This is a genomic window from Dactylosporangium fulvum (assembly GCF_025137375.1).
Taxonomy (GTDB): Bacteria; Actinomycetota; Actinomycetes; order Mycobacteriales; family Micromonosporaceae; genus Dactylosporangium; species Dactylosporangium fulvum.
The window spans coordinates 4,407,182-4,428,190 of sequence record NZ_CP073720.1 but is presented as its reverse complement, the minus strand read 5'-3'; the positions used below and the strand labels follow the sequence as shown (position 1 = coordinate 4,428,190).

The window sequence follows — 21,009 nt, the reverse complement described above, 5'->3', positions numbered from 1 at the left end:
ACGCGCGGGGAAAAATCGTGCTGACGCCGTAGCTTCGTCGGGGGTCCGCGCCGACGGGTCCGAGGAACTGGTCGCCCTGGGCGTGATCCGGGGCGCCGAACCTGGCTGTGTTACTTCTGGTATCCGTAGTTGTCACAGGTCCTGCGCTGGAGGACGCAGTTCTTGGTGCGCTTGTTCATGGTGTCGACGTCCCACATCACAAACGCGTCACCGTGCATCGACGAGGCGCTCTTGCCCTCCTTGTCGGAGGAGAGGTAGTAGCCCTCCGGGGTGCCCTTTGCCCCGTACTGGATGTCGAAGGTGATCGCTGGGATCTTCACCGGGTGGCTGGGCGGGCAGGCGTTGCCGGCACCGAAGGCCACGTGGTCCTTGTGGTTGGGGCTGTCCAGGTGCTTGCCGTCCCAGCAGTCCGGGAACTGCATCATGAAATGCAGCGTGGCGTTTCCGCCGCAGATGGGCCAGTTGCCGTTGGTGCTGCGGGCAACGCCGTCGAGGTCGCCGGGGCCGTAGAAGGCGCAGTAGAACTGGCCGGTCGCGCCGCGCGGTGTCGGCTGCTTCTTCTTGGCATCGCCGACGATCATGCGCAGACCGTTGGGCATCGGCATCTGGCCGGTAGAACTGTTCATGAGCGAGCGGTAGTAGACCCGGAAGCCCGTGGTCTCGACCGGCTTGCCGGTCGCGTTGTCGTAGAGCGTCGGCACCCAGTAGGCGGAGCGGTCCTGAGCCGGTTTGCAGGTGGTGGCCGTGAACTTCGTCAGATCCTCGGCCACGGTGTGCGCGGCGACGGCTTTGTTGCCGACAAAGGAGTGCATGTGCGAAGCGCCCGGGAGGCCGGGAGCGACAATCGGGTCGTCCGGCAGCGAGTGGCTGTACTGGCAGTCTGCCCGGAACTCCGGCAGATTGCCCACACCGGCCGGGACAGGGTCGATCGCCACTGCCTTGTACGCGTCGACCTGCGCCTTCCAGGCCGCCTGGTCAACCAGGATCCAGCCGCCGGCGGGAACCTTCGGCGGGGCAGCGGCCGAAGGCGTCGCTGAGGCCGACGGCCCAGCAGCGGCGGAGCCGGACGGCAACGCGCCGAACGACTCCGTCTGTCCGGCCGGCGGCGGGGCGTATTCGAGGGCGTTACCCGCGTCCGACGGTTCGGGCTCGGCGGCAGCGTCGGCCAGGTATACAACTGCGGCCGCGACGACGATCACGACGACAGCCACGCCGGCCGCCATACCCCGCTTGCCCCGGGCGAGCCGCCCCAGGAGGCCGGGACGCGGCGTCGGGCCCGCGTCGGGTTCGCGGAACGCGGTGTACGACACGGACACTCCCCAGCGAGCAAGACAAGACGAGCTGATCGGACAACCACGGCCGCCGGTATGGTAGGCGCACTCCGGCCGCACCCGATAGCTTTCTAAGCCGTCCTTAAAGCACGGAGCACTACCGACGGGTAGCTCGTGCGGACGGCGTTGAGCGGCTGCGCTACGAATTCGTGTTGCCAGCGGTCGCGTCACCCCGTACGGTCTGGGCTCATGTTCTCGCCCCGTGACGTTTAGCTGTCAGGCTTCGACGCGCGGGTGGAGTCTGCCCATTTTCGGCGGCTTCTGGTGATCATCGGTCTCTGATGACCGTCGCCTTCCCTGCGATGCCGTGCATCGCGGTGCCTGCGTGTCTGTCCAGCCCGTGACGGCGCGCCGAACAGGCGCATTCATCGACCGGAGCTCACCATGGACAACCTCACGTCGACGCCGCCTCGGCCCCTGTGGCGTCAGCACGACTTCCGACTGCTGATCGGGGGACGGCTGGTTTCACAGTTGGGCGACTCGCTGCAGTTCCTTGCCTTGCCTCTGCTTGTCATCGCTCTGACCGGGTCCTCGACGCAGGCGGGTGTCCTGCTCGGTTCGCAAACCGTGGTCTACCTTGTCTTCGGACCGGTGGCGGGTGCTCTGGTCGACCGGTGGGATCGCAAGGCCACGATGATCTGGTGCGAGATCGGGCGTGGAGTGCTGACCGCCACCATTCCTGTCGCTGCGGCGCTCGGAGTGCTGGGTATGCCCCAGTTGTATGCCGTCGCGGTGCTGAACGGCGTGCTCAGCACCGTGTTCGGGGCGGCGAACAGCTCGGCGTTGCCGAACATCGTCACCACCAGCGATCTGCCCAGCGCGCTGGGAGCGGCCGGGGCGATGTCCAACGCGCTTCGCATCGTCGGCGGCTCCGTGGCGGGCGTCGCCTTCGCCGTGAGCCGGATGCTCCCGTTCGCGTTCAACGCCGTCTCATTCCTGGCGTCGGCCGCGTTCCTGCGCAGCATCCGCACCGACTTCCAGCAGGTACGGGCCACGACGCCGACTTCACCGCGCGCACTCGTGATCGACATCGGTCGCGGGCTGGCCTGGCTGTGGCACAACCCGGTGATCCGTACGCTGGCGCTGCTCGATGCGGCAGACAGCCTGCGTTACGGCGCCGGCTATTTGCTCATCGTCATGCTGGCCAGGGGTCTGCATGCGAACCCCACCCAGGTCGGCATGGTGTTCACCGCCGCGGGCGCCGGCGCCCTGCTCGGCAGCCTGCTGGCACCCTCGCTCACCCGCCGGTTTCCGCTCGGGGCACTGTCCGTCACGATGTTGTGGGTCGAAGCGATGGCCTTTCCGTTCTATGCGGTGGCGCCGACGTGGTGGCTGCTGCTGGTCGTGGCGTTCGTGGAGTCGGTGGTCTCGCCGGTCTACAGCATCGCCCTGGACTCCTACCGGCTCGCCGTCACCCCCGACGCCCTGCGCGGCCGAGTCACCAGCGCGATCGACACTCTCACCACCGGAGGCGCAGCGATCGGGACCATGGCCAGCGGCGCCTTGATCGCGCTGCTCGGAGCACCGGCACTGACCGTCCTTCTGGCCGGATGGCTCACGCTTCTCGCCCTCGTGGCGACACTGAGCAAAACCGTCCGCACGGCTTCGGCGACAGACTGGAGCGATGGTTCCGCACAGCCGACGCAGGGTCACGATGAAGGAAGTCGGCCACTGTGACACTGCGGCTCGTCAGTGGTCGAGCAGGTCGACTCTGCCCGTCACCGCTTGACCAGCCACAACCCCGACGGATCCGGGCCGGGCACCATCTTGCGCAGGTCGGGCCGTTGCCGCCACAACCAGTTGCCGAACAGCAGCACCTGCCAGTCGGCGTTGCCGATCAGGAAGGCGTGCATCAGGTACAGCTCGGTCCAGTCGCGCCGTTCCTCGAGCCACACGTCGGGATACTCGAACGGCCAGAAGCAGTCGTGCACATGTACGATCACCCCGGACGCCAGGCGGGGCAGCACGTCCAGCACGAGATACACGACGTCGGAGCCGGCCTTGGCGACATGCGTGGAGTCGATGAACAGCACGTCCCCTGCCTCGAGGGCAAGATAGGTTTCGACCGGCACGTGCTGGGCGCCGGATTCCATGATGGTGACCCGGTCTCCGGGGCGGATCAGCGAGCGCAGCCGCTGTGGGTTGGGTTCGATGCAGGTGAGATCGACCTCGGGCAGTGTGTCGAGCGCGACGACGGTCGAGTAGCCGGAGCCGGTCTCGATGATCCGAGCAGGCGTGTGCTTGCGGAGGAGCGCCTGGTAGAGCGCGGCGTCGGGCTGCCCGAACATGTTGTTGTCCGGCACGTAGCGGCGCCACTCGGGCCGGATGTCGAGGGTATCGGCGAGTGCGAGTTGCTCGGCCTCGCCGAGATCGACACCGTGCGGCTGACTGTCAAGGCGGGCCAGCGCTCGTCGGATGTCCGCCCCGCTCGAGACCGGCGAGTGGTAGTGGCCGGCCGGATAACAACTCGGCTGACGGAACGCCGCCACGGCTGAGCGGATACGTTTAGCTGCGCGCAAGTCTCCCCCTTGATGCGACGGCGGTTTCCTGCACCGTACGGAGGCCGGACCGCCCGCCGCAGCGGAATCGGGGCCGCCGCCGACGTCCCGGCGGGCGGTTTCGTTTGCCGTGTCCGGGCCGAGTCGCACTCACCCGCGTGCCTGTCCCCCGTCACCCGAGCGGAGTCAGGCGTGGTTTCCCGAACCGCACCGGGTGACGTTCGGGCACCCGCATCGAGACGGGGCCTGAGCAGTGCCACATTGGTGAGCGGACCCTACGGCCCGGATGACAGGGAGGCGCCCCGGGGCGAGGCCGAACACCTACCCTGTCCGCAGTTGCCGCGATCGGGTGCCGCCGGAGGACGCCAGCGCGGCGGCCTCGCCGCGGGAGCTCACCTCCAGCTTGTCGAGGATGTTGCGCACATGGAACTTGACCGTGTGCTCGCTGAGCTGCAGTCGCTCGGCGATCGTGCGGTTGCGCAGGCCCCGGGCGATTCCTGACAACACTTCGAGTTCCCGCGGGTTGAGCCGGTCGAGGGGACGTATCGCCTCGGGGGCGTCCACCTCCAGGGGCAGGGTCGCGGTCGTCGTGGTGCCCCATCCCGGTGCGGCATCGATCTCCCAGTGTCCGCCGAGCGCCGTGAGCCGCTGCGCCAGGCTGTGAGCCAGGACCGCGCCGGCCGGGTCCGGGCAGTCGTCGCGGACGGTGATGTACAGCACTGGTCCGTCCAGTCGCCAGGACGCCCGTATCCGGGTGGTCTTCGGCCGGTCGACGGCGGCGAGCACCAGGCCGCGTGTCACGGTGCGAGCGGTATGGGCGATGTCCTGCGGAATGGCAGTGTCGCTGTCCGGGCCGACGAGCTCGATGCCGGCCTCGGCGTGCCGTGCGAGGGCGGCGATCTGGTTCTCCAGCATCGCGAAGGAAGCGGCTGCCGGTTCCGAGGACAACGCCTGATCACGGTCGGCGACGGCCCGCAGGTTGATCAGTGCCTCGGCGGCGATGTCGATCCCGGTCCTGCGGGCGACGTCGTCGGTGACCCGGCCGGATCGGAGCACCGCCAGCAAGGTCGTCAGCGTCGTCGCGTAGGTCTGGCCGAGATCGGCGAGGGTCTCGGCGCGCGCGGCGGCCGCGGCAAGGTTGCCGGCCAGAACGTCCGGCTCCTGATCGGTCGCGCGCCGGCCCTGGTCGGCGCTGAGGACCCGCCACAACCGGGCCGCCAGCTCGAGTGCGGCCGTCGGCGGCTCGGTCTCCTCCGGTACCACGATCAGCAGCGAGCCGTTTCCGACTGTCGCGGCCGAGGCGAGCAGGACGAGACGCCGTTCGGCGCCGCCCAGGACGCCGTCGATCAGCACTGCCGTGCCCGGCTCGCTGCGATCGGCCAGCCGCAGCACCTCGGCGCTCGTCACCCTCTCGGCGATCGCCTGGTCACCGGCGACGGCCAGCGGGCTGCGGGCGCAGTCACCGGTCTGTATCGCGGTCGCGCGGTGCGGGATCAGCTTGCCCAGCTCGGCGGAGAACAGACCGTACAGATCGGCCCGCGGCACGGAAAGCAAGCGCTCGACGACGTCGAGCACATAGCGCGGATCCGACCAGCAGTCATCCATGGCTCCCAGGTTAGGCCGGGGGCGAGCCGATGACCTGCTCCTTCGGCTAGCGAACACTGCTCCTTCGAGCAGGCCGTCACGCCTCTCCGGTGCGTTGACTCGTCCCTGCCAGGACGCCTGACCACCAGACGTCCCCGACCCCGGGAGCAACCCCATGCGAGCGATCACGTTCAGTGAATACGGCGCGCCCGACGTCCTGAGACTGTCCGAGGTTCCGGCCCCGGAGCCCGGCCCCGGCCAGGTGCGCGTGGCCGTGCGGATCGCCGGGGTCAATCCGCACGACTGGAAGCTGCGCAACGGCTCACTCCAGCGGTACTCCCAGCTCACCTTCCCGCACATCCCCGGCCTCGAACTGGCCGGCGTCGTCGACGCCGTCGGCGCAGGTGTGGACCTGTCGGTGGGCGACGAGGTCTTCGGCTGGTCAACCACTGGCGCATACGCCGAATACGCCCTGGCCGACACCGTCGCCCTCAAACCCGCCGCGCTTTCCTGGGCGGACGCCGCGGCCCTGCCGATCGCCGGGGCGGCAGCCGTCCGCGACCTCGACCGGCTCGCGGTCCGCGAAGGCGAGACGCTGCTGATCCACGGCGCCGGCGGAACGACCGGCCGGTTCGCCGCCCAGGTCGCGCTGGCCAAGGGACTGACGGTGATCGGCACCGCAGGCACGCGTCACCACGACGACCTGAAGTCGCTGGGCGTCGTGCCCGTGTCATACGGCGACGGCTGGGTGCAGCGGGTCCGCGACGTCGCACCCGAGCCCGCGGACGCCGTGTACGACGCCTCCGGCCACGGCATGCTGCCGGGGTCGATCGAGCTGCTCGCAACCAGGGAACGAATCATCACCATCGCCGACAACGCCGCCTTCGAGCTGGGAATCCCCTTCTCCACCGGCGGTGACCTGACCCGCGAAACGCTCGAGGAGATCGCCCGCTGGGTCACCGAACACGGAGTCCGCATCGCACACCGCAAGAGCTACCCGCTTGCCGAGGCAGCCGCCGCGCAGGCCGAAAGCGAGGGCGGACATCCCGGCGGAAAGCTCACGCTCGCGGTTGGCTGACCACAAAGTCCGGGCTACCGGCGGCCGGCGCGCAGGGTGACGGCGCAGGCCGCGGCGAGGATCAGCTCGACAGCGGCGGCGACGAGCAGGCCCCCGTCGGGGCGGCCGTCGGCGGCCAGGCTCAGCAGGCGGGACAGGCCGTAGCCGGCGTAGAGCGCGGCGCCGACCAGGGCCGCCGGGGCCGCCAGCCAGTGGACGAACGCACCCAGGAGCAGCACCGCCCCGACCGCCAGCAGGCCGCCGCCCGCCGCGCGGGTCTCGCTCAGCTCGCTGATCTCGCCGGCGCCCAGGCCGTAGCCGGCCCGGAACGCCGCCGGTGCGAGCAGGCCGAAGCCGCCGACGGCCATCGCCACCAGGCCGGCGACGAACAGCACGGCCTTCACCGGTTCCATACCCCGGACCCGGCCGCGGCGGCGCAGAAGTCGGCGAAGTCGCGCGGCGGGCGGCCGAGGGCCTGCTCGACCCCGTCGGCGAGCGAGGCGTTGCGGCCGTCGAAGACCTCCTCGCACAGGTTGGTGAGCAGGTCGGCCGCGTCCTGGCCGAGCTGCGGCAGCAGCGCGGCGTGGAACTGGGCCGGCGTGACCGGCAGATAGGCGACGTCGCGGCCGGACGCCTCGGCGATCTCGGCCGCCGCGTCGGCGAAGGTGAGCAGCCGCGGGCCGGTCACCTCGTACAGGCAACCGGCGTGCTTGTCCTCGGTCAGCGCGGCGACGGCGACGTCCGCGACGTCATCGACGTCGATGAACGGCTCCGCGACGTCGCCGGCCGGCAGCGCGACGATCCCGCTCAGCACCGGCTCGAGCAGGTGGCCCTCGCTGAAGTTCTGCGCGAACCAGCCCGCACGGATGATGGAGTACTCCAGGTCGCCGCGACGGACGACCTCCTCGCAGCGCACGGCGCCGGCCTCGCCGCGGCCCGACAGCAGCACGATCCGCCGGACGCCGGCCGCGGCCGCGGTCTCCAGCAGCGCCTCGATCGTGGCGTCGGCGCCCGGCATGGCGAGGTCGGGCACAAACGTCACGTAGGCGGCGGAGACGCCGGTCAGTGCGGGCACCCAGGTCTCGCGGCGCTCCCAGTCGAACGGCGGGTCGCTGCGGCGGGAGACGCCGCGGACGTCGTGACCGGCCTCGGCGAGCCGCTGGACGACGCGGCGGCCGGTCTTGCCGGTGGCGCCGATGACGAGCAGGGACATCGGGACTTCCTCCTTGGGTTCGTCGATGCGTCCAGCTTGCGCCCTGCCGACTGGACGATCAATCACAGCTGATCCGCAGTTCATTGCCAATCGTCCAGCGATGCGGCAGCATGGTTGGGGTGTCGACGCCGAGCCTGCCGCTGCCTCCCGCCGGAGACCCCCTCGGCGAGGCCCTGCATTTGCTGCACATGACCGGCACGCTGTACTGCCGGGCCGAGTGCACCGCGCCGTGGGGCGTCGCCGTCCCGCACCTCGACGGCGTGATGACGCTCCAGGTGGTGACAGCCGGCGAGGCCTGGCTGGAGGTCGACGGCGAGGAGCCGCTGCTGCTGCGGCCGGGCAGCATGAGCCTCATCCCGCACGGCACGCCCCACCGCCTGCGCAGCGACCCGGACGCTCGGGCCGACCCGCTGTTCGACCTGCCGGTGGAGAAGGTCAGCGGGCGCTACGAAATCCTGCGCCACGGCGGGGGCGGTGCGCGCACCAATGTCATGTACGGCGTGATGGAGGTCGATCACGTCGCCGCGCGCCGACTGGCCGGGCAGCTTCCCGCGGTACTGCACCTCGATTCCTGGAACGCCGACGACGCCGGCTGGCTCGGCAGCACCCTGCGCTTCATCGCCCGCGAGGCGGCCGAACTGCGCCCGGGCGGCGAGACCGTGATCACCCGCCTGGCCGACATCCTGGTCATCCAGGCCATCCGCGCCTGGCTGGATTCGGCGCCCGACGCCCGCGTGGGCTGGCTGGCCGCTCTGCGCGACGACCAGGTCGGCCGGGCCCTACGCTCGATCCACCGCGCACCGGAACGCGACTGGAGCGTGCAGTCCCTCGCCCGCGAGGCGGGCATGTCCCGCTCGGCCTTCGCCGCCCGCTTCACAACCCTGGTCGGCGAGTCCGCGATGCGCTACCTCACCGAATGGCGCCTACAGCTGGCGCGGGCCCACCTCCCCCGCACCACCGAACCCCTCTCCACCACCGCCCGCCGCTTCGGCTACCAATCCGAAGCCGCCTTCAGCCGAGCCTTCAAACGCGAATTCGGCATCTCCCCCGGCCGCCTCCGCTGACCCCGCTCAGGGAAACGGAGGACCGTGTGGGCCGGCCCCGCCCTCCCCGGTTCCGATACGGCACCGGGGTGTGCGGGCGGGGCCGGGGCGGCGGTCAGCGGCTCGCTGCCGGCCTGGCCACTTCCACTTCGTTGATCTGCTTGCCGGTGAGCACGTCGAAGGCGCGCACGATCGTGCGGTCCGGGTACACGGCGACGGTGAGCACCGACGGCGACTCGGGCCGGTCGGTGGCCGAGTCCTCGTCCCACGGGTCCTCCGGGCTGGGCGCGAACTCCATCGCCAGCGCGCCGGTGTTGACCGCGGTGTAGCCGTCCGGGTGCCCGCCCTGGGTGACGACCCGTGCCGCCCAGTCCCGCCGGTACGGCGACCAGTGCGTGTGCCCGCTCAGGAAGATCACGTTCGGGTACTTGCCGACGATCGCCTCGAGCTCGAAGTCACGCGGGCCGTTGCCGTAGAAGTTGCCGTACGTGCCGGAGACCGTCCACTCGAACGGGTAGTGCTTCATCACCAGCACCTGCTTGCCCTGGCGCGCCCAGTCCGCGAGCCGCCGCGTCAGGAACGCCACCTGCGCGTCGCTGATGGACTGCTTCTCCTGCTCCGCAACGCCGCTCTCCTCACCGAGCACGATCACCGGTACCCCGCCGACGACCTTCTCGTAGTACGGCTTGTCGATGCCCGCGCCCCACCGGTTGGCGAACGCCAGGAAGTTGTCCTGCTGCTGCTGAGGGGTCAACACCCGGCTGCGCCTGTCGTGGTTGCCGATCGCGGGCAGCACCGTGGGCAGCCGGTGCCGGGCGAACGCGGCGCTCACGTCGGCGTACTCCTGGACCTGCTGCTCCTGGGTCTGCTCGCGCGGCCCGCTGATGATGTCGCCGGCGAGCAGCAGCGCCTTCGCGCCCGGCGCCTCGCGCCGCAGCAGGTCCAGCGCGCCGTCGGTGTACGGCAGGCCCTCCACCTGAATGTCGCTGAGCACCTGGAACGTCGTCGCCTTGGCACCACGGGACAGTGCCGGCAGCGGGGTGCGGGCCACCACGTCGTCGACCGCCCAGTACATCTGCGGGCGGTTGTTGCTGTACGTGAAGCGGAACACCGCGGTACGGGCACGCTGCGGCGCATCGACCCGGATCACCTCCTGACCGGAGATGACGTCGCCGCCCCCGTTCGCGCTGATCCGGGCCGCGGAGTAGCGCAGGATCTCCTTCTCCGCCCCGCCGTCGAACGCCACGGTCACGCGGCCGACCGCCTTGTGCGCCTGGCGGTAGTGCGAGGAGAACACCAACTCGATCGCGCGCTTGCCGCCCACCGGCACACCGGGGCTGACGAGCGTGCTGTTGACCGGGTGGCTCCCGTCAACGGTGGCGCCCTTGGCCGCCGCCACACCGTTGTCCGCCACCGCGAGCACGCCACGCGAACGGGAGAACTGGTTACGCCCGTCGAGGAAGCAGCGGGGGTCGAGCGGCTGGTTCTTCTCCGGGTCACAGCCGACACCGGCCGGCGCGGCCGCCGCGAACCAGTCGTTCCGCGCGGCGAACGTCCAGCCGCGCCAGCCGGCCGGCGCGCCGTCGGTCTGTACCGTCCAGGCACCGCTGGCGCCGTCGAAGTCGCCACGCCAGAGCGTCTGATGCCCTGCCTGGCCGTGGCCGGGCTCGCCGGCCTGCGCGGCGGGCACCGCGGCGGCGGGCAGCAGCGCGAGCGCCGCGGCGCCCACGACCAGCAGATGCCGGGTTCTGAGTACGGGTCGGGCCATCACGTCTCCCTGACTGAGGCAACAGGTAGGCACACCCTGACGAAATCGATCAACATGCGGGTGAACATCGCACTCCGGCCGAATGAGGAGACGGTGCGCGGTCACCGGCCGGACTCATCGTTCCGGCACCGCCGGCGCGTCAAGGGGCCGAGCTCACGGCGTATCGGGTGCGGACTTGCGCAACCCGCGCCGACGGGCTCGGCAGCCCGGTCCGGATCGAGCACGCCATGGTCTGCGATCCCGCCATCGCGCGCCGACTCGCCGACTCGGGCGCACGCGTGGTCGCGCAGCCGTCCTTCCTCTACGACCTCGGCGCGGAGCTGACCGTGCTCCCGCTGCCCGCGCCGCTCAAGCTCATCCCGCTGCGCACGCTGCTCGACGCGGGCGTGTCGGTGGCCGCCAGCAGCGATTACCCGGCCGGCACGCTGCCGCCGCTGGTCGGCATCCAGGCCGCGGTCACCCGCCGCGTCGCCGGCGGCGCGGTCGTCCACCACGAGGAGGGCCTCACCGTCGAACAGGCCCTTTCGGCGTACACCAGGGAAGCCGCCGCGGCGCTGGGTGTAGCCGGCCAGGCGGGCGTGCTGCGCACCGGCGCCGCCGCGGACCTGGTCGAGCTCGACCGGGACCCGGTGCGCAGCGACCCCGGACGCATCGCCGGGATCCAGGTCACCGGCACCTGGTGCGCCGGCTAGCAAACCGCTTGACCGGCCGACTGGCGCGGTGTCCACAAACGCTGCCGTCGCCGCCCGGTCTGCGGTCGTTGCTCGTGGATCCCCTGATGGTCGCGCGGCTGGTACCGTCCGCGGCATGTTCTCGCGGTGGATGAACCTGCACTCGGCCTGACCGGCCCGTCAAAGGCTGGCGCATTCCACCGCTCGAGCGGATCGGTACCGCGGCCCTGCCCGGCGCGGGTCGTGGGTGAGTAGGCTTGGCCCGAGTGCAAGGGAGCCGCACGATGGGCTTGGAGAACCTCGACAGCTGGCATCTGATCGCGCTCATCGTGGCCGGCCTGTTGATCTTCGGTCCGAATCGGTTGCCGAAGGCGATCAGCGACGGCCTGCGCATGGTGCACAAGGTGCGCCAGATGGCCTACAACATGACGGACGATCTCCACCGCGAGTTCGGCATCGACGTCCGGCCGGAAGACCTGCACCCGAAGACCCTGCTGCGTCAGCATCTGCTCACGGCGGCCGGCGAGGCGGCCCTCCGCAGACCGCTGCAGGACCTCTACGACGATGTCCAGGGCGTGGCCGGAGCGGTCGAGCGGAGCGCCAAGGCAGCCGTCGGGGCCGCCGACCGCGGCACCTTGTCCAGCCGGTCCCCGGCACGGCGGGCGACACCGTCGCCGACTCAGCCGACCGGGCGCACCTCATGGGACGACGCCACCTGAAATCACCGGGACCCGCAGGACGACCGCACCAGGTTCATAGCGCCAGGAACCGTACAGCTACGCGTGCTAGTGTCCAGTTCATGGGTGATCCCGACCGACATACACAACGCTGGCCCTGGTCGCACGGACGCGGCGGACGAACCGGAGCCAGTGAACACCGGTGACGCTCATCCTGGTCGGGCTGGTTCTGATCATCGCGTTGACCGCGGCGACGGCGTATTTCGTCGCGCAGGAGTTCGCATACGTGGCGGTGGACCGCGGCGCGCTGCGGCAGGCGGCGGACGGCGGCGACCCCGCGGCGGTGCGGGCGCTGAAGGTGACCGAGCGGCTGTCGTTCATGCTGTCCGGCGCGCAGCTGGGCATCACCGTCACGGCCCTGCTCGCCGGTTATGTCGCCGAGCCGTACCTGGGTGAAGGGCTGGCCGCGCTGCTCGGATCGGCCGGCGTCCCGCGTGCGGCGAGCCTGTCGGTGTCCGTGGTGGCGGCGCTGCTGGTCGCCACCGTGGTGCAGATGGTCCTCGGTGAGCTCGCGCCGAAGAACCTCGCCATCACCAAGCCGGAGACGTTGGCCAGGTGGCTGTCGGGCTCGACACTGATGTACCTGGCCGTCGCCGGGCCGCTGATCAGAGTCTTCGACGCCGCGGCGACGCGGCTGCTACGCCGCGCCGGCATCGAACCGATCGAGGAACTGCCCCAGGGTGCCACTCGAGAAGACCTCGAACGCATCGTCGCCGACGCCCGTGACCGCGGTGACCTCGACGTCGACACCGCACGGCTGCTCGACTCAGGCCTGGACTTCCGCAACCTCAGCGCGGGCACGGTGATGGTCCCCCGCGTCGACGTGGTCACCGTCCACGCCGACGAACCCGCCAGCCGGCTCGTGCAACTCCTGTCCACCGGCCATTCCCGCTTCCCGGTCATCGGCACCGGCGTCGACGACGTCACCGGCATCGTCTCGGTCACCGACGTGCTGACCCTCGAACCCGACCAGCGCGATCACACCCCGGTGCGGAAACTGGCCGCGCCCCCGGTCGTAGTGCCCGCCTCGGCGAGGGTTCCCCAGGTCCTCGAGCGGCTACGGACCGAGCGACGGCAACTGGCCATCGTCGCCGACGAGTATGGCGGGTTCGCCGGCGTCATCAGCCTCGAAGACATCGCCGAGGAGCTCGTCGGCCAGATCCGTGACGAAGACGACCCACCCGAACCCGGCGCCGAACGCCAACCCGACGGGACCTGGCTCGTTCCCGGCCGGTGGCGGCTGGACCAGATCGCCGACGCCACCGGCGTACAACTGCCCACGAATCCGCTCTACGACACGGTTTCCGGCCTCATGCTGTACCGCCTGGGCCGGGTCCTGGTCGAAGGCGACCACGTCGACCTGTCGGCCGAACCCGGACCCGACGTGGCCGCGCAGCCGATCCGGCTGACCGCCGTGTCCGTCCAGCGGCACGTCGCCGCCACCGTCCACCTCGCCGTGCGGCAGCAGCCGTGAGCACCACCACGGCCCTGGTCGCCTCACTGGCGCTGCTGGCCCTCAACGCGTTTTTCGTCGCCGCGGAGTTCGCGCTGGTCGCCGCCAAACGCCACCGGCTCGAGGCCCTCGCCGTCGGCGGCTCGCCCGCCGCACGGGCGGCCCTCGCCGGCAACCGGGAACTGTCACTCATGCTCGCCGGCTCCCAGCTCGGCATCACCCTGTGTTCACTCGGGCTGGGCGCCCTGGCCAAACCCGCCCTGGCCGACCTGCTCGAACCCCTGTTGCACGCCACCGGCCTGCCGTCCCAGGCCAGCTACGTCGCCGCCTTTGTCCTCGCCTTGGCGGTGGTGGTGTTCCTGCACATGGTGATCGGTGAGATGGCCCCCAAGTCGTGGGCCATCACGCACCCCGAGCGTTCGGCGGTGCTGCTCGCCCTGCCGTTCCGGGCGTTCGCCCGCCTCGCCCGGCCCGCCCTCGCCGCGCTCAACGCCATGGCCAATGCCACCCTGCGACTGTTCAAGATCGTTCCGCAGGACGAGCTGGCGCAGGCCCACGGCCCCGAGGAACTGCGGATCCTGCTGCAGACCTCGCGAGAGCACGGCACCCTGCCCGCCCCCGACGAACAGCTGCTCACCGCGATGCTCGGCCTGCAGCGCACCACCGTCGCGACGGTCATGATCCCCGTCGAGCAGGTCGTCACCGTCCACGCCGACGCCACCGCCCGCGACGTCGAACAGCTGTGCCTGCGGTACGGCCGCTCCCGGCTTCCCGTCACCGACGACGGCCGCATCGTCGGCATCGTGCACGCCCGCGACGCGCTCAAGGCCACCACCAACCACGTCGATGCCACAGCCGGCTACCTGATGACCGCCCCGTACACCCTGCCCGCGCAGCACAGCGCCCTGTCGGCCATCCGCGCGATGCGTGAACACCGCGCCCAGGTCGCCATCATCACCGAACACGACACCCCGATCGGCCTGGTCGCCCTCGAAGACCTCCTCGAACAGGTCATCGGCCAATTCGACGACGAAACCGACCCGATCGTCGCCGCCTACCGCAACGCGCCTGCCCGCACCACCACCGAATCCCGTAACCAGAAAGGCAACCGCTGAGGGAGCGTCCGATCTTCGGGGGCCGCCAAGACACAGGTCAGCCAGGCGATGACGAAGTGCATTGCCGCGACCGTGCCCAACTACGAACGTGCGGCACGACCGATCCGGCTGCGAGTCAGGTCTCGACGGTCGCCGGAGGCATGAGGCTGAACGCGTTCTCCTCCTCCTGGGCGTTGTGCAGGCGCATGATGGCGTACAAGCCGTAGAGTCCGGCGCGCAGGTCGGTGACCTCCTCGGGCTCCGGCCTGTCGCCGACGTCCTGCGCCGCGCGTCGCAGCCGGCGGACCTGGTGCTCGATCTCGGCGTGGGTCCGGCTGAGCGCCCCGGTCGGGTCGGGACCGCCGAGGGCGCGGGCGACGATCGGCAGCAGTTGGGCCTCCTCGGCCCGCTCGTGCGGGAGCAGGTCGCCTTCGAGCCGGTCCAGCAGCCTCCGCAGGGAACTGAGATCGGGTGCGGTGACCGAGAGGTCGTCGGCGACGGCGCGGATCTGTTCGACGAGTGGCCGGATGGCGGCGTGCTGCGCGTACAACTGCTGGGCCGCGGCGAGGTCGGCGGCCGGCAGCGTGACGGTGTGCGTGCGCCCCGGCAACAGGACTGTCAGGGCGAGGCCGATGGCGGCGACATCGATCACCTCCTGCAGGACCGCCCCGGCCACCGGCGTCAGCAGCCCCGCCGCGGCCGGGACCATCGCCGCCAGCGACAAGGCCATGCCCAGCAGTGCCGCGCGGCGGGCGATGCGGTGGCTGCGCCGGGCGATGAGGATCGCGTCGGCGAGGCCGTCGACACGATCGGCCGTGAGCACGACGTCGGCGGCCTCGGCCGAAGCGGTGACACCACGCGCGGCCAGGGCCACGCCGACACCGGCGGCCGCGAGCGCGGGGGCGTCGTTGACCCCGTCGCCGACCATGATCGTCGGTGCGGTCGCCTGTTCGGCCTGGACGATGGCGAGCTTGTCGGCGGGGTCGCGGTCGGCGTACACCGCGTCGACCCCCACGATGCGTCCCACGGTCTCGGCGATGTCGGCCCGATCACCGGTCACCAGAACCGTGCGTTTGATGCCCGCGTCCCGCAGGGTCCGCATCATCCGCGGCGCGTCGGGCCGGAGCGGATCAGCGAGCAACAATACGCCGGCGGGCCGGCGGTCCACCGCCGCGAACACCGTCAGCGAGCCGTCCAGCGCGGCGCGGCGGCGCGCCCGGCGCACCCAGTCCGGGGCCGATCCGTCGACGATCCAGGCGGCTTTGCCGAGGCGTACCGGGCGGCCGTCCACTGTGCCTTCGATGCCGAAGCCGTGCCGCTCCCGCACGCCCGACGCCGGCGAGAGCGCCAACCGGCGGTCGCGGGCGGCGGTGACGAGGGGCGCCGCGAGCACGTGCGCCGACGACTGGTCGAGCGAGGCGGACAGCCGCAGCACCTCGTCGGCCGGCACGTCGCCGGCCGTGATCACCCCGGTCAGCACGGGCCGCCCGCGGGTCAGGGTGCCGGTCTTGTCGAACAGCAGGACCCGCCCGGCGGCCAGCCGCTCGAGGGCGGCGCCGCCCTTGAGGATCACGCCGTGCCGGGCCGCCCGGGAAAGCCCCGACATGATCGCGATCGGGGCTGCCAGCAGCAGCGGGCATGGGGTCGCCACGACGAGCACGGCCACCGCGCGTACGGCCTGGCCCGAGATCGCCCAGGCCAGCCCGGCCGCCAGCAGGGTGAGCGGGACAAAAGCGAGGGCGAACCGGTCGGCGATGCGGACGAACGGCGCGCTGCTCGCCTGCGCCTGCTCGACGAGGCGTACGACGCCCGCGTAGGTCGACGCGGCGGCGGTCTCGGTGGCCAGCATCCGCGTCGCCGAGCCGGCGTTGACGACACCGCTGCGGATGTCGTCGCCGGCGCGACGCTCGACCGGCAACGGCTCACCCGACAGTGCCGACTCGTCGAACACGCCGCCGTCGAGCAGTCTCCCGTCGACCGGCACGAGCTCACCGGCACCGACCAGCAGCCGGTCACCGACCACTACCCGGTCCGCGGGGATCTCGTCCACGCCGTCCGGCCCTTCGCGGCGCGCGGTCCGTGGTGCGCCGGCGGCCAAGCGGGTGAGCTCCCGGCGGGCCCGAGCCGACGCACGCGCCTCCAGGACGCCGCCCGTGAACAGCATCACCGCGATCACCGCTCCCGCGAGCGGCTCACCGACCAGCAGCGCACCGGCCAGCGCCAGCCACGCGATGACGTCCACCGACGGCTGGTGGCGGCGAAGTGCCACCGCGATGGTGATCGTCGAGTACGCCAGCCCGAGCAACGTCGCCCCGGCCCACATCGCCGACGCCCACTCCGTCGCGCCCGCGAGAGCGGCCGCTGTCCCGGCGAGGAGCAGCAGGATCACGACAGCGAACAGGATGACCTCCCGGGCGGCCCACAGCCGCGGGAGCCGCTCGGGCCGACCACGCGGATCGGCTGTGATGCTGTCCGGCACGGGTCTCGCCTCCCTCCAGTCCACGATCTCCTGTCCGCGCGACAGCGCCCAGTGCCGAAAGTCCCTGCCCGGGCATCCCGGGACGGGCGGCGGCACCGTCGCCGCCACACGGTTCCACCGCGGGTCCTGATCCGGGACCTGACGGAGTACCTCACCGCGCAGTGGGCAGGGGACCCTGACCGCGCCATGCACTGAGGGGGCCGACCATGGCATCCACCGGACGCATCATCTCGGAGCCGCCGTTCCGTGTCGGGCCGACCAGCCGGAGCCTCGCCCGCGCGGCCCTCGCCGCCCTGCACGCACCCTCGATCCTCAACACCCAGCCGTGGCACTGGCACATCGACCACGACACGGCGTCGTTACGTGCCGATCGGCGCCGGCAACTCGCCACCATCGACCCGGACGGACGGTTGCTCACCATCAGCTGCGGAGCCGCCTTGCACCACGCCCGCATCGCGCTCGAGGCCGACGGGGTGAGCGTCGAGGTGGCACGACTCCCATGGGACGACGACCCGGATCTGCTGGCCGTACTCCGGCATCGCGGGATCACACAGCCGACCGGCCACGCGCAACGGATGTGCCAGGCGATCGCGTCCCGATGCACCGACCGGCGACCGTTCGCGGGTGTCCCGGTGCCGGAGGAGCTGCTGGACCGGCTCCGGCAGGCCGCGGAGGAGGCCGGAGCACGGCTGCACATCACCCGGCCCCAGGACCTCACCAGCCTCGCCGTCGCCGCCGGACACGCGGCTGCGGCACAGCTCGCCGACCCGGACTACCGCGCCGAACTGTCCGATTGGGCCCGCCTGGACGACAGCAGCGGCGACGGTCTCCCCCTCGACACCATCGCCCCGGCGGGGGCTCGGCCGGTGCCGTTACGTGACTTCACCGGCACGGGTTACGGCCCGAGCATCTACAGCGGCATCGACCTCGACGACCGCCACGCCCGCTACGCCGTCGTGGTCACCGACGCCGACGGGCCGTACGAATGGCTCACGGCCGGCGAGGCGCTGTCGGCGGTCCTGCTCACCGCAACGGCCGACGGGCTCGCCACGTCCACGATGAGCGATCTCGTGGAGCATGTGCCCGCCCGCAGGCTGGTGCGGCACATGCTCGGTGACGTCGGCCATCCGGCGATCGGCGTCCGGATCGGCGTACCCGCGCCAGGGGAACCACCGAGAACGCGCCGCCGGCCCGCCGTCGAGATGATCGAGGTCGTCGCCGACCCGTCATGAGGCCTCACGACTCGACGACGTCGGCCACCGCTCGGCGGTTGGTGTACCCGATTGTCGGCGCATACCCGAACCAGGCCTGCCCCTTTCCGGCAAAGTGAACAGCTCGGCGAACCGGGTGGCGCTCATCCGGTGCGGGCGATCCTCGACCACACCGTGCCGGGACCGCGGCTCCGGCTCATCCTTCCTGGGTGAACCCGGTCGAGAAGAGGCCTGAACGAACTTCAAACCAAGTGGGGCGACCTAGCGTGAACCACAGCAACCCATTGTGAATCGGAGGCACCGGCATGGAGATGCCCCCCGTCAACACGTGTACGGCCGAAGACTGCGCCTACAACCTGGGCCAGACCTGCCACGCGCTGGCAATCACCATCGGCGATGCACGGCACGCGCACTGCGACACCTACCTCGGCGCGTCGGTCAAAGGCGGCGATCGATCAGCTGTCGGACACGTCGGCGCCTGCAAGATGTCCGGGTGCGTGCACAACGTCGACCTCGAGTGCCGGGCGCCGGGCATCACGGTTGGTTTCCAGGGAAGTTCGGCGGACTGCCTGACCTACCAGTCGGCCTGACATCGCCACGCGAGATGTAAGTCAACAGGGGCGCGAACCACCGGGTCGACGTTGTTCTGCCCGCCGGCGGTCGGTCGCCGGCTGTCGCAACGACGCGTCCAGTCTCCGCATCAGCTCTCCCACCCGGCCGCGACCACTCGGGGCGTTCGGATAACGCGTCAGGACGCTCACCACGGTGGGGCCGGCTAGACCTCGTGCCTTCTCGATGTAGTCGGCGCCGACGTCACGGTCGTCGCCGGCATCGAGCTCGAATGCTCGAGCCGCGTGGGCGGCCGATCCGAGGATGTGTACGACCTGAGTCGCTTTCGCCAACGGGTGGAGGAACGCCGCACTGGCCGCGCCGAGGGCAGCGCGCGCCGCGTCGCTCGCCGCGGCCTGTCCCGCGTCGCGGGTCTCTTGCGCCGCCCGGTGTGCCGCCCACGCGTTGTCACGGATCACCTTGGTCCGCTTGGCCCCGTCCGCGAACGCCTGCGCAGCGTCGATCGCGGCCCGTGGGCGCCGATCGTCAGGGCGTTCACGTTCGAAGATTGCCAATGCGGGCTCCGCGCAGGCCACGGCATAGCCCGCGATCTCGCGCAGTTCGGCCATGTTGAGCTCGATCGTAAGGTTCTCGTCGGCCGCCATCATGCCGTCGACAGTATCGTTGAACCTCCGGTGGAAACTTCTTTGCGATACTGGCAGGACAGAAGGGCTCAACCTTCAAGGCGGTGATCGGCTGAGGCCAGTCGACCCGGCGCGCGGGCACGGTCTGTCCACACAGGCGATCAGGAACTGCGAGGCGGCCGGCAGCCGCCCCGGGGCCGAGACCATGCACCAGCCAGCACGTGAAAGGACCGGTCCCGTGCCGAAGATCCTGCCGATCGACACCCCGCCCCTGGGCGACCGCAGCTACCTCGTGCATGACGGGCGGGTCGCGTTCGTGGTCGACCCGCAGCGCGACATCGACCGCGTGCTCGCCCTCGCCGACGCCGAGGGTGTGACCATCACCCACGTCTTCGAGACCCACATCCACAACGACTACGTCACCGGCGGGTTCGCCCTGGCCCGCCGCACCGGCGCCGCGTACCACGTCAACGCCGACGACCCTGTCTCGTTCGAGCGGGTCCCGGTCCGGGACGGTGACGTCGTCGCCGTCGGCGCGGTCATGCGGCTGCGGGTCCGGCACACCCCCGGGCACACGTTCACGCACCTGTCGTACGTCCTGGAGGAGCACAGCCGCCCGGTCGCGGTGTTCTCCGGCGGGTCGCTGCTGTTCGGGTCGGTCGGCCGGCCCGACCTGCTCGGCACGGAACACACCGAGACGCTGGTGCACCGGCAGTACGCCTCGGCCAACGGTCTCGCCGCCGACCTGCCCGACGGCACCGCGCTCTACCCCACCCACGGGTTCGGCAGCTTCTGCGCCGCTACCCAGTCCGAGGCCGTCACCTCCACGATCGGTCAGGAGAAGCGCACCAACCCGGCGCTGACCACACCGGAGCGGCAGTTCGTCGAGGACCTGCTCGCCGGCCTCGACGCATGGCCCGCCTACTACGCCCACATGGCCCCGGCCAACACTGCCGGACCGGACGAGCCCGACCTGACCCCGCCGCAGCGAGCCGACGCCGAGCAGGTGCGCCGGCGGGTCGCCGCCGGCGAATGGGTCGTCGACCTGCGCAACCGGGTCGCGTTCGCCGCCGGGCACGTCGCCGGCACGCTCAACTTCGGCCTCGACGGCAGCTTCGCCACCTACCTCGGCTGGCTCATTCCCTGGGGAACCCCGCTGACCCTGCTCGGGGAAACCCCGCGGCAGGTCGCTGACGCCCAGCGGGAACTCATCCGCATCGGCATCGACCGGCCCGCCGCGCACGCCGTCGGCGATCCCGCCGGCTGGGCCGTCGACGGCCGGCTCGACTCCTTCCCACGCGCCACGTTCACCGACCTGGCCCAGGTTCGCCACCACCGGCCGGTCACCGTCCTGGACGTACGGCGCAATCTCGAACACGCTGCAGGCCACCTCGACAACGTCGTGCACATCCCGCTGCACGAGCTGCCGCACCGGCTCGGCGAGGTGCCCGACGACGAGGTCTGGGTCCACTGCGCGGCCGGCTACCGGGCCGCCGTCGCCGCGTCGATCCTCGACGCCGCCGGACGCCGCGTCGTCGCCGTCGACGACGAGTTCCCCAACGCCGCCGAGGCGGGTCTGCCCGTCACACCGGGCGCGCGACAGGACACCGGCGCCGGTCACCGATGAGCCGTCCACGTCCGAGACACGACGCCACGCCGCCCCGTGCGCGCGAGATG

General features: G+C 71.1%; 18 protein-coding genes. 10 read left to right on the top strand and 8 right to left on the bottom strand.

Annotated features, from left to right (window positions below):
* Nucleotides 1–110: 110 nt before the first annotated feature.
* Nucleotides 111–1,310 carry a DUF1996 domain-containing protein gene (locus tag Dfulv_RS20905; protein WP_259865854.1) on the bottom strand — a complete coding sequence of 400 codons (1,200 nt, stop codon included), beginning with the start codon at nt 1,308–1,310 and terminating at the stop codon, nt 111–113.
* 405 nt (nt 1,311–1,715) lie between these two features.
* On the opposite strand from Dfulv_RS20905, the gene Dfulv_RS20900 reads away from it, so the two are divergent.
* Nucleotides 1,716–3,008 carry an MFS transporter gene (locus Dfulv_RS20900; protein ID WP_259865853.1) on the top strand — a complete coding sequence of 431 codons (1,293 nt, stop codon included), beginning with the start codon at nt 1,716–1,718 and terminating at the stop codon, nt 3,006–3,008.
* Nucleotides 3,009–3,049: 41 nt separating this feature from the next.
* Here Dfulv_RS20900 and Dfulv_RS20895 read toward each other — a convergent pair whose 3' ends face one another.
* Nucleotides 3,050–3,979: a class I SAM-dependent methyltransferase gene (locus Dfulv_RS20895; RefSeq protein ID WP_259865851.1), complete on the bottom strand. Its 930-nt coding sequence runs from the start codon at nt 3,977–3,979 to the stop codon at nt 3,050–3,052.
* 171 nt (nt 3,980–4,150) lie between these two features.
* Nucleotides 4,151–5,434 (bottom strand): helix-turn-helix transcriptional regulator, encoded by a 1,284-nt coding sequence (locus Dfulv_RS48595; protein WP_319805816.1) that lies wholly within the window; start codon nt 5,432–5,434, stop codon nt 4,151–4,153.
* A gap of 154 nt (nt 5,435–5,588) precedes the next feature.
* Here Dfulv_RS48595 and Dfulv_RS20885 point away from each other — a divergent pair, with 154 nt between their 5' ends.
* Complete coding sequence (locus Dfulv_RS20885; protein WP_259865849.1) at nt 5,589–6,491, top strand: NADP-dependent oxidoreductase; 903 nt, start codon at nt 5,589–5,591, stop codon at nt 6,489–6,491.
* 14 nt (nt 6,492–6,505) lie between these two features.
* Here Dfulv_RS20885 and Dfulv_RS20880 read toward each other — a convergent pair whose 3' ends face one another.
* The gene (locus Dfulv_RS20880; RefSeq protein ID WP_259865847.1) at nt 6,506–6,883 is read right to left on the bottom strand and encodes a DUF4345 family protein; all 378 of its coding nucleotides are present in this window, start codon (nt 6,881–6,883) and stop codon (nt 6,506–6,508) included.
* Nucleotides 6,871–7,683, bottom strand: coding sequence for an SDR family oxidoreductase (locus Dfulv_RS20875; protein WP_259865845.1), 813 nt, complete (start codon nt 7,681–7,683; stop codon nt 6,871–6,873). The genes Dfulv_RS20880 and Dfulv_RS20875 overlap by 13 nt, the downstream gene beginning before the upstream one ends.
* Nucleotides 7,684–7,802: 119 nt before the next feature.
* On the opposite strand from Dfulv_RS20875, the gene Dfulv_RS20870 reads away from it, so the two are divergent.
* Nucleotides 7,803–8,747: an AraC family transcriptional regulator gene (locus Dfulv_RS20870; protein ID WP_264675841.1), complete on the top strand. Its 945-nt coding sequence runs from the start codon at nt 7,803–7,805 to the stop codon at nt 8,745–8,747.
* A 94-nt stretch (nt 8,748–8,841) separates the two neighbouring features.
* Here Dfulv_RS20870 and Dfulv_RS20865 read toward each other — a convergent pair whose 3' ends face one another.
* Nucleotides 8,842–10,494: a metallophosphoesterase family protein gene (locus tag Dfulv_RS20865; RefSeq protein ID WP_259865843.1), complete on the bottom strand. Its 1,653-nt coding sequence runs from the start codon at nt 10,492–10,494 to the stop codon at nt 8,842–8,844.
* 167 nt (nt 10,495–10,661) lie between these two features.
* Here Dfulv_RS20865 and Dfulv_RS20860 point away from each other — a divergent pair, with 167 nt between their 5' ends.
* From Dfulv_RS20860 to Dfulv_RS20845, 4 genes are all read left to right on the top strand, one after another.
* On the top strand, nt 10,662–11,186 hold the full coding sequence (locus tag Dfulv_RS20860) for an amidohydrolase family protein (RefSeq protein ID WP_259865841.1): 525 nt from the start codon (nt 10,662–10,664) through the stop codon (nt 11,184–11,186).
* A gap of 263 nt (nt 11,187–11,449) precedes the next feature.
* A complete protein-coding gene (locus tag Dfulv_RS20855; RefSeq protein ID WP_259865839.1) occupies nt 11,450–11,884 on the top strand; it encodes a Sec-independent protein translocase family protein in 435 nt (144 codons plus the stop codon).
* A 160-nt stretch (nt 11,885–12,044) separates the two neighbouring features.
* Nucleotides 12,045–13,376 carry a hemolysin family protein gene (locus Dfulv_RS20850; RefSeq protein WP_259865838.1) on the top strand — a complete coding sequence of 444 codons (1,332 nt, stop codon included), beginning with the start codon at nt 12,045–12,047 and terminating at the stop codon, nt 13,374–13,376.
* Nucleotides 13,373–14,470 carry a hemolysin family protein gene (locus Dfulv_RS20845; protein ID WP_259865836.1) on the top strand — a complete coding sequence of 366 codons (1,098 nt, stop codon included), beginning with the start codon at nt 13,373–13,375 and terminating at the stop codon, nt 14,468–14,470. The genes Dfulv_RS20850 and Dfulv_RS20845 overlap by 4 nt, the downstream gene beginning before the upstream one ends.
* Before the next feature lie 115 nt (nt 14,471–14,585).
* On the opposite strand, the gene Dfulv_RS20840 is transcribed toward Dfulv_RS20845, so the two are convergent.
* Nucleotides 14,586–16,916, bottom strand: coding sequence for a heavy metal translocating P-type ATPase (locus Dfulv_RS20840; RefSeq protein ID WP_406568023.1), 2,331 nt, complete (start codon nt 16,914–16,916; stop codon nt 14,586–14,588).
* 218 nt (nt 16,917–17,134) lie between these two features.
* Here Dfulv_RS20840 and Dfulv_RS20835 point away from each other — a divergent pair, with 218 nt between their 5' ends.
* Both Dfulv_RS20835 and Dfulv_RS20830 read left to right on the top strand, forming a co-directional pair.
* Complete coding sequence (locus Dfulv_RS20835) at nt 17,135–18,160, top strand: Acg family FMN-binding oxidoreductase (protein ID WP_259865833.1); 1,026 nt, start codon at nt 17,135–17,137, stop codon at nt 18,158–18,160.
* Nucleotides 18,161–18,450: 290 nt separating this feature from the next.
* On the top strand, nt 18,451–18,729 hold the full coding sequence (locus Dfulv_RS20830) for a DUF1540 domain-containing protein (protein WP_319805815.1): 279 nt from the start codon (nt 18,451–18,453) through the stop codon (nt 18,727–18,729).
* Nucleotides 18,730–18,750: 21 nt separating this feature from the next.
* On the opposite strand, the gene Dfulv_RS20825 is transcribed toward Dfulv_RS20830, so the two are convergent.
* Nucleotides 18,751–19,356 (bottom strand): putative immunity protein, encoded by a 606-nt coding sequence (locus tag Dfulv_RS20825; RefSeq protein ID WP_259865828.1) that lies wholly within the window; start codon nt 19,354–19,356, stop codon nt 18,751–18,753.
* 214 nt (nt 19,357–19,570) lie between these two features.
* Here Dfulv_RS20825 and Dfulv_RS20820 point away from each other — a divergent pair, with 214 nt between their 5' ends.
* Nucleotides 19,571–20,959 carry a rhodanese-like domain-containing protein gene (locus Dfulv_RS20820; protein WP_259865826.1) on the top strand — a complete coding sequence of 463 codons (1,389 nt, stop codon included), beginning with the start codon at nt 19,571–19,573 and terminating at the stop codon, nt 20,957–20,959.
* Nucleotides 20,960–21,009 lie beyond the last annotated feature (50 nt).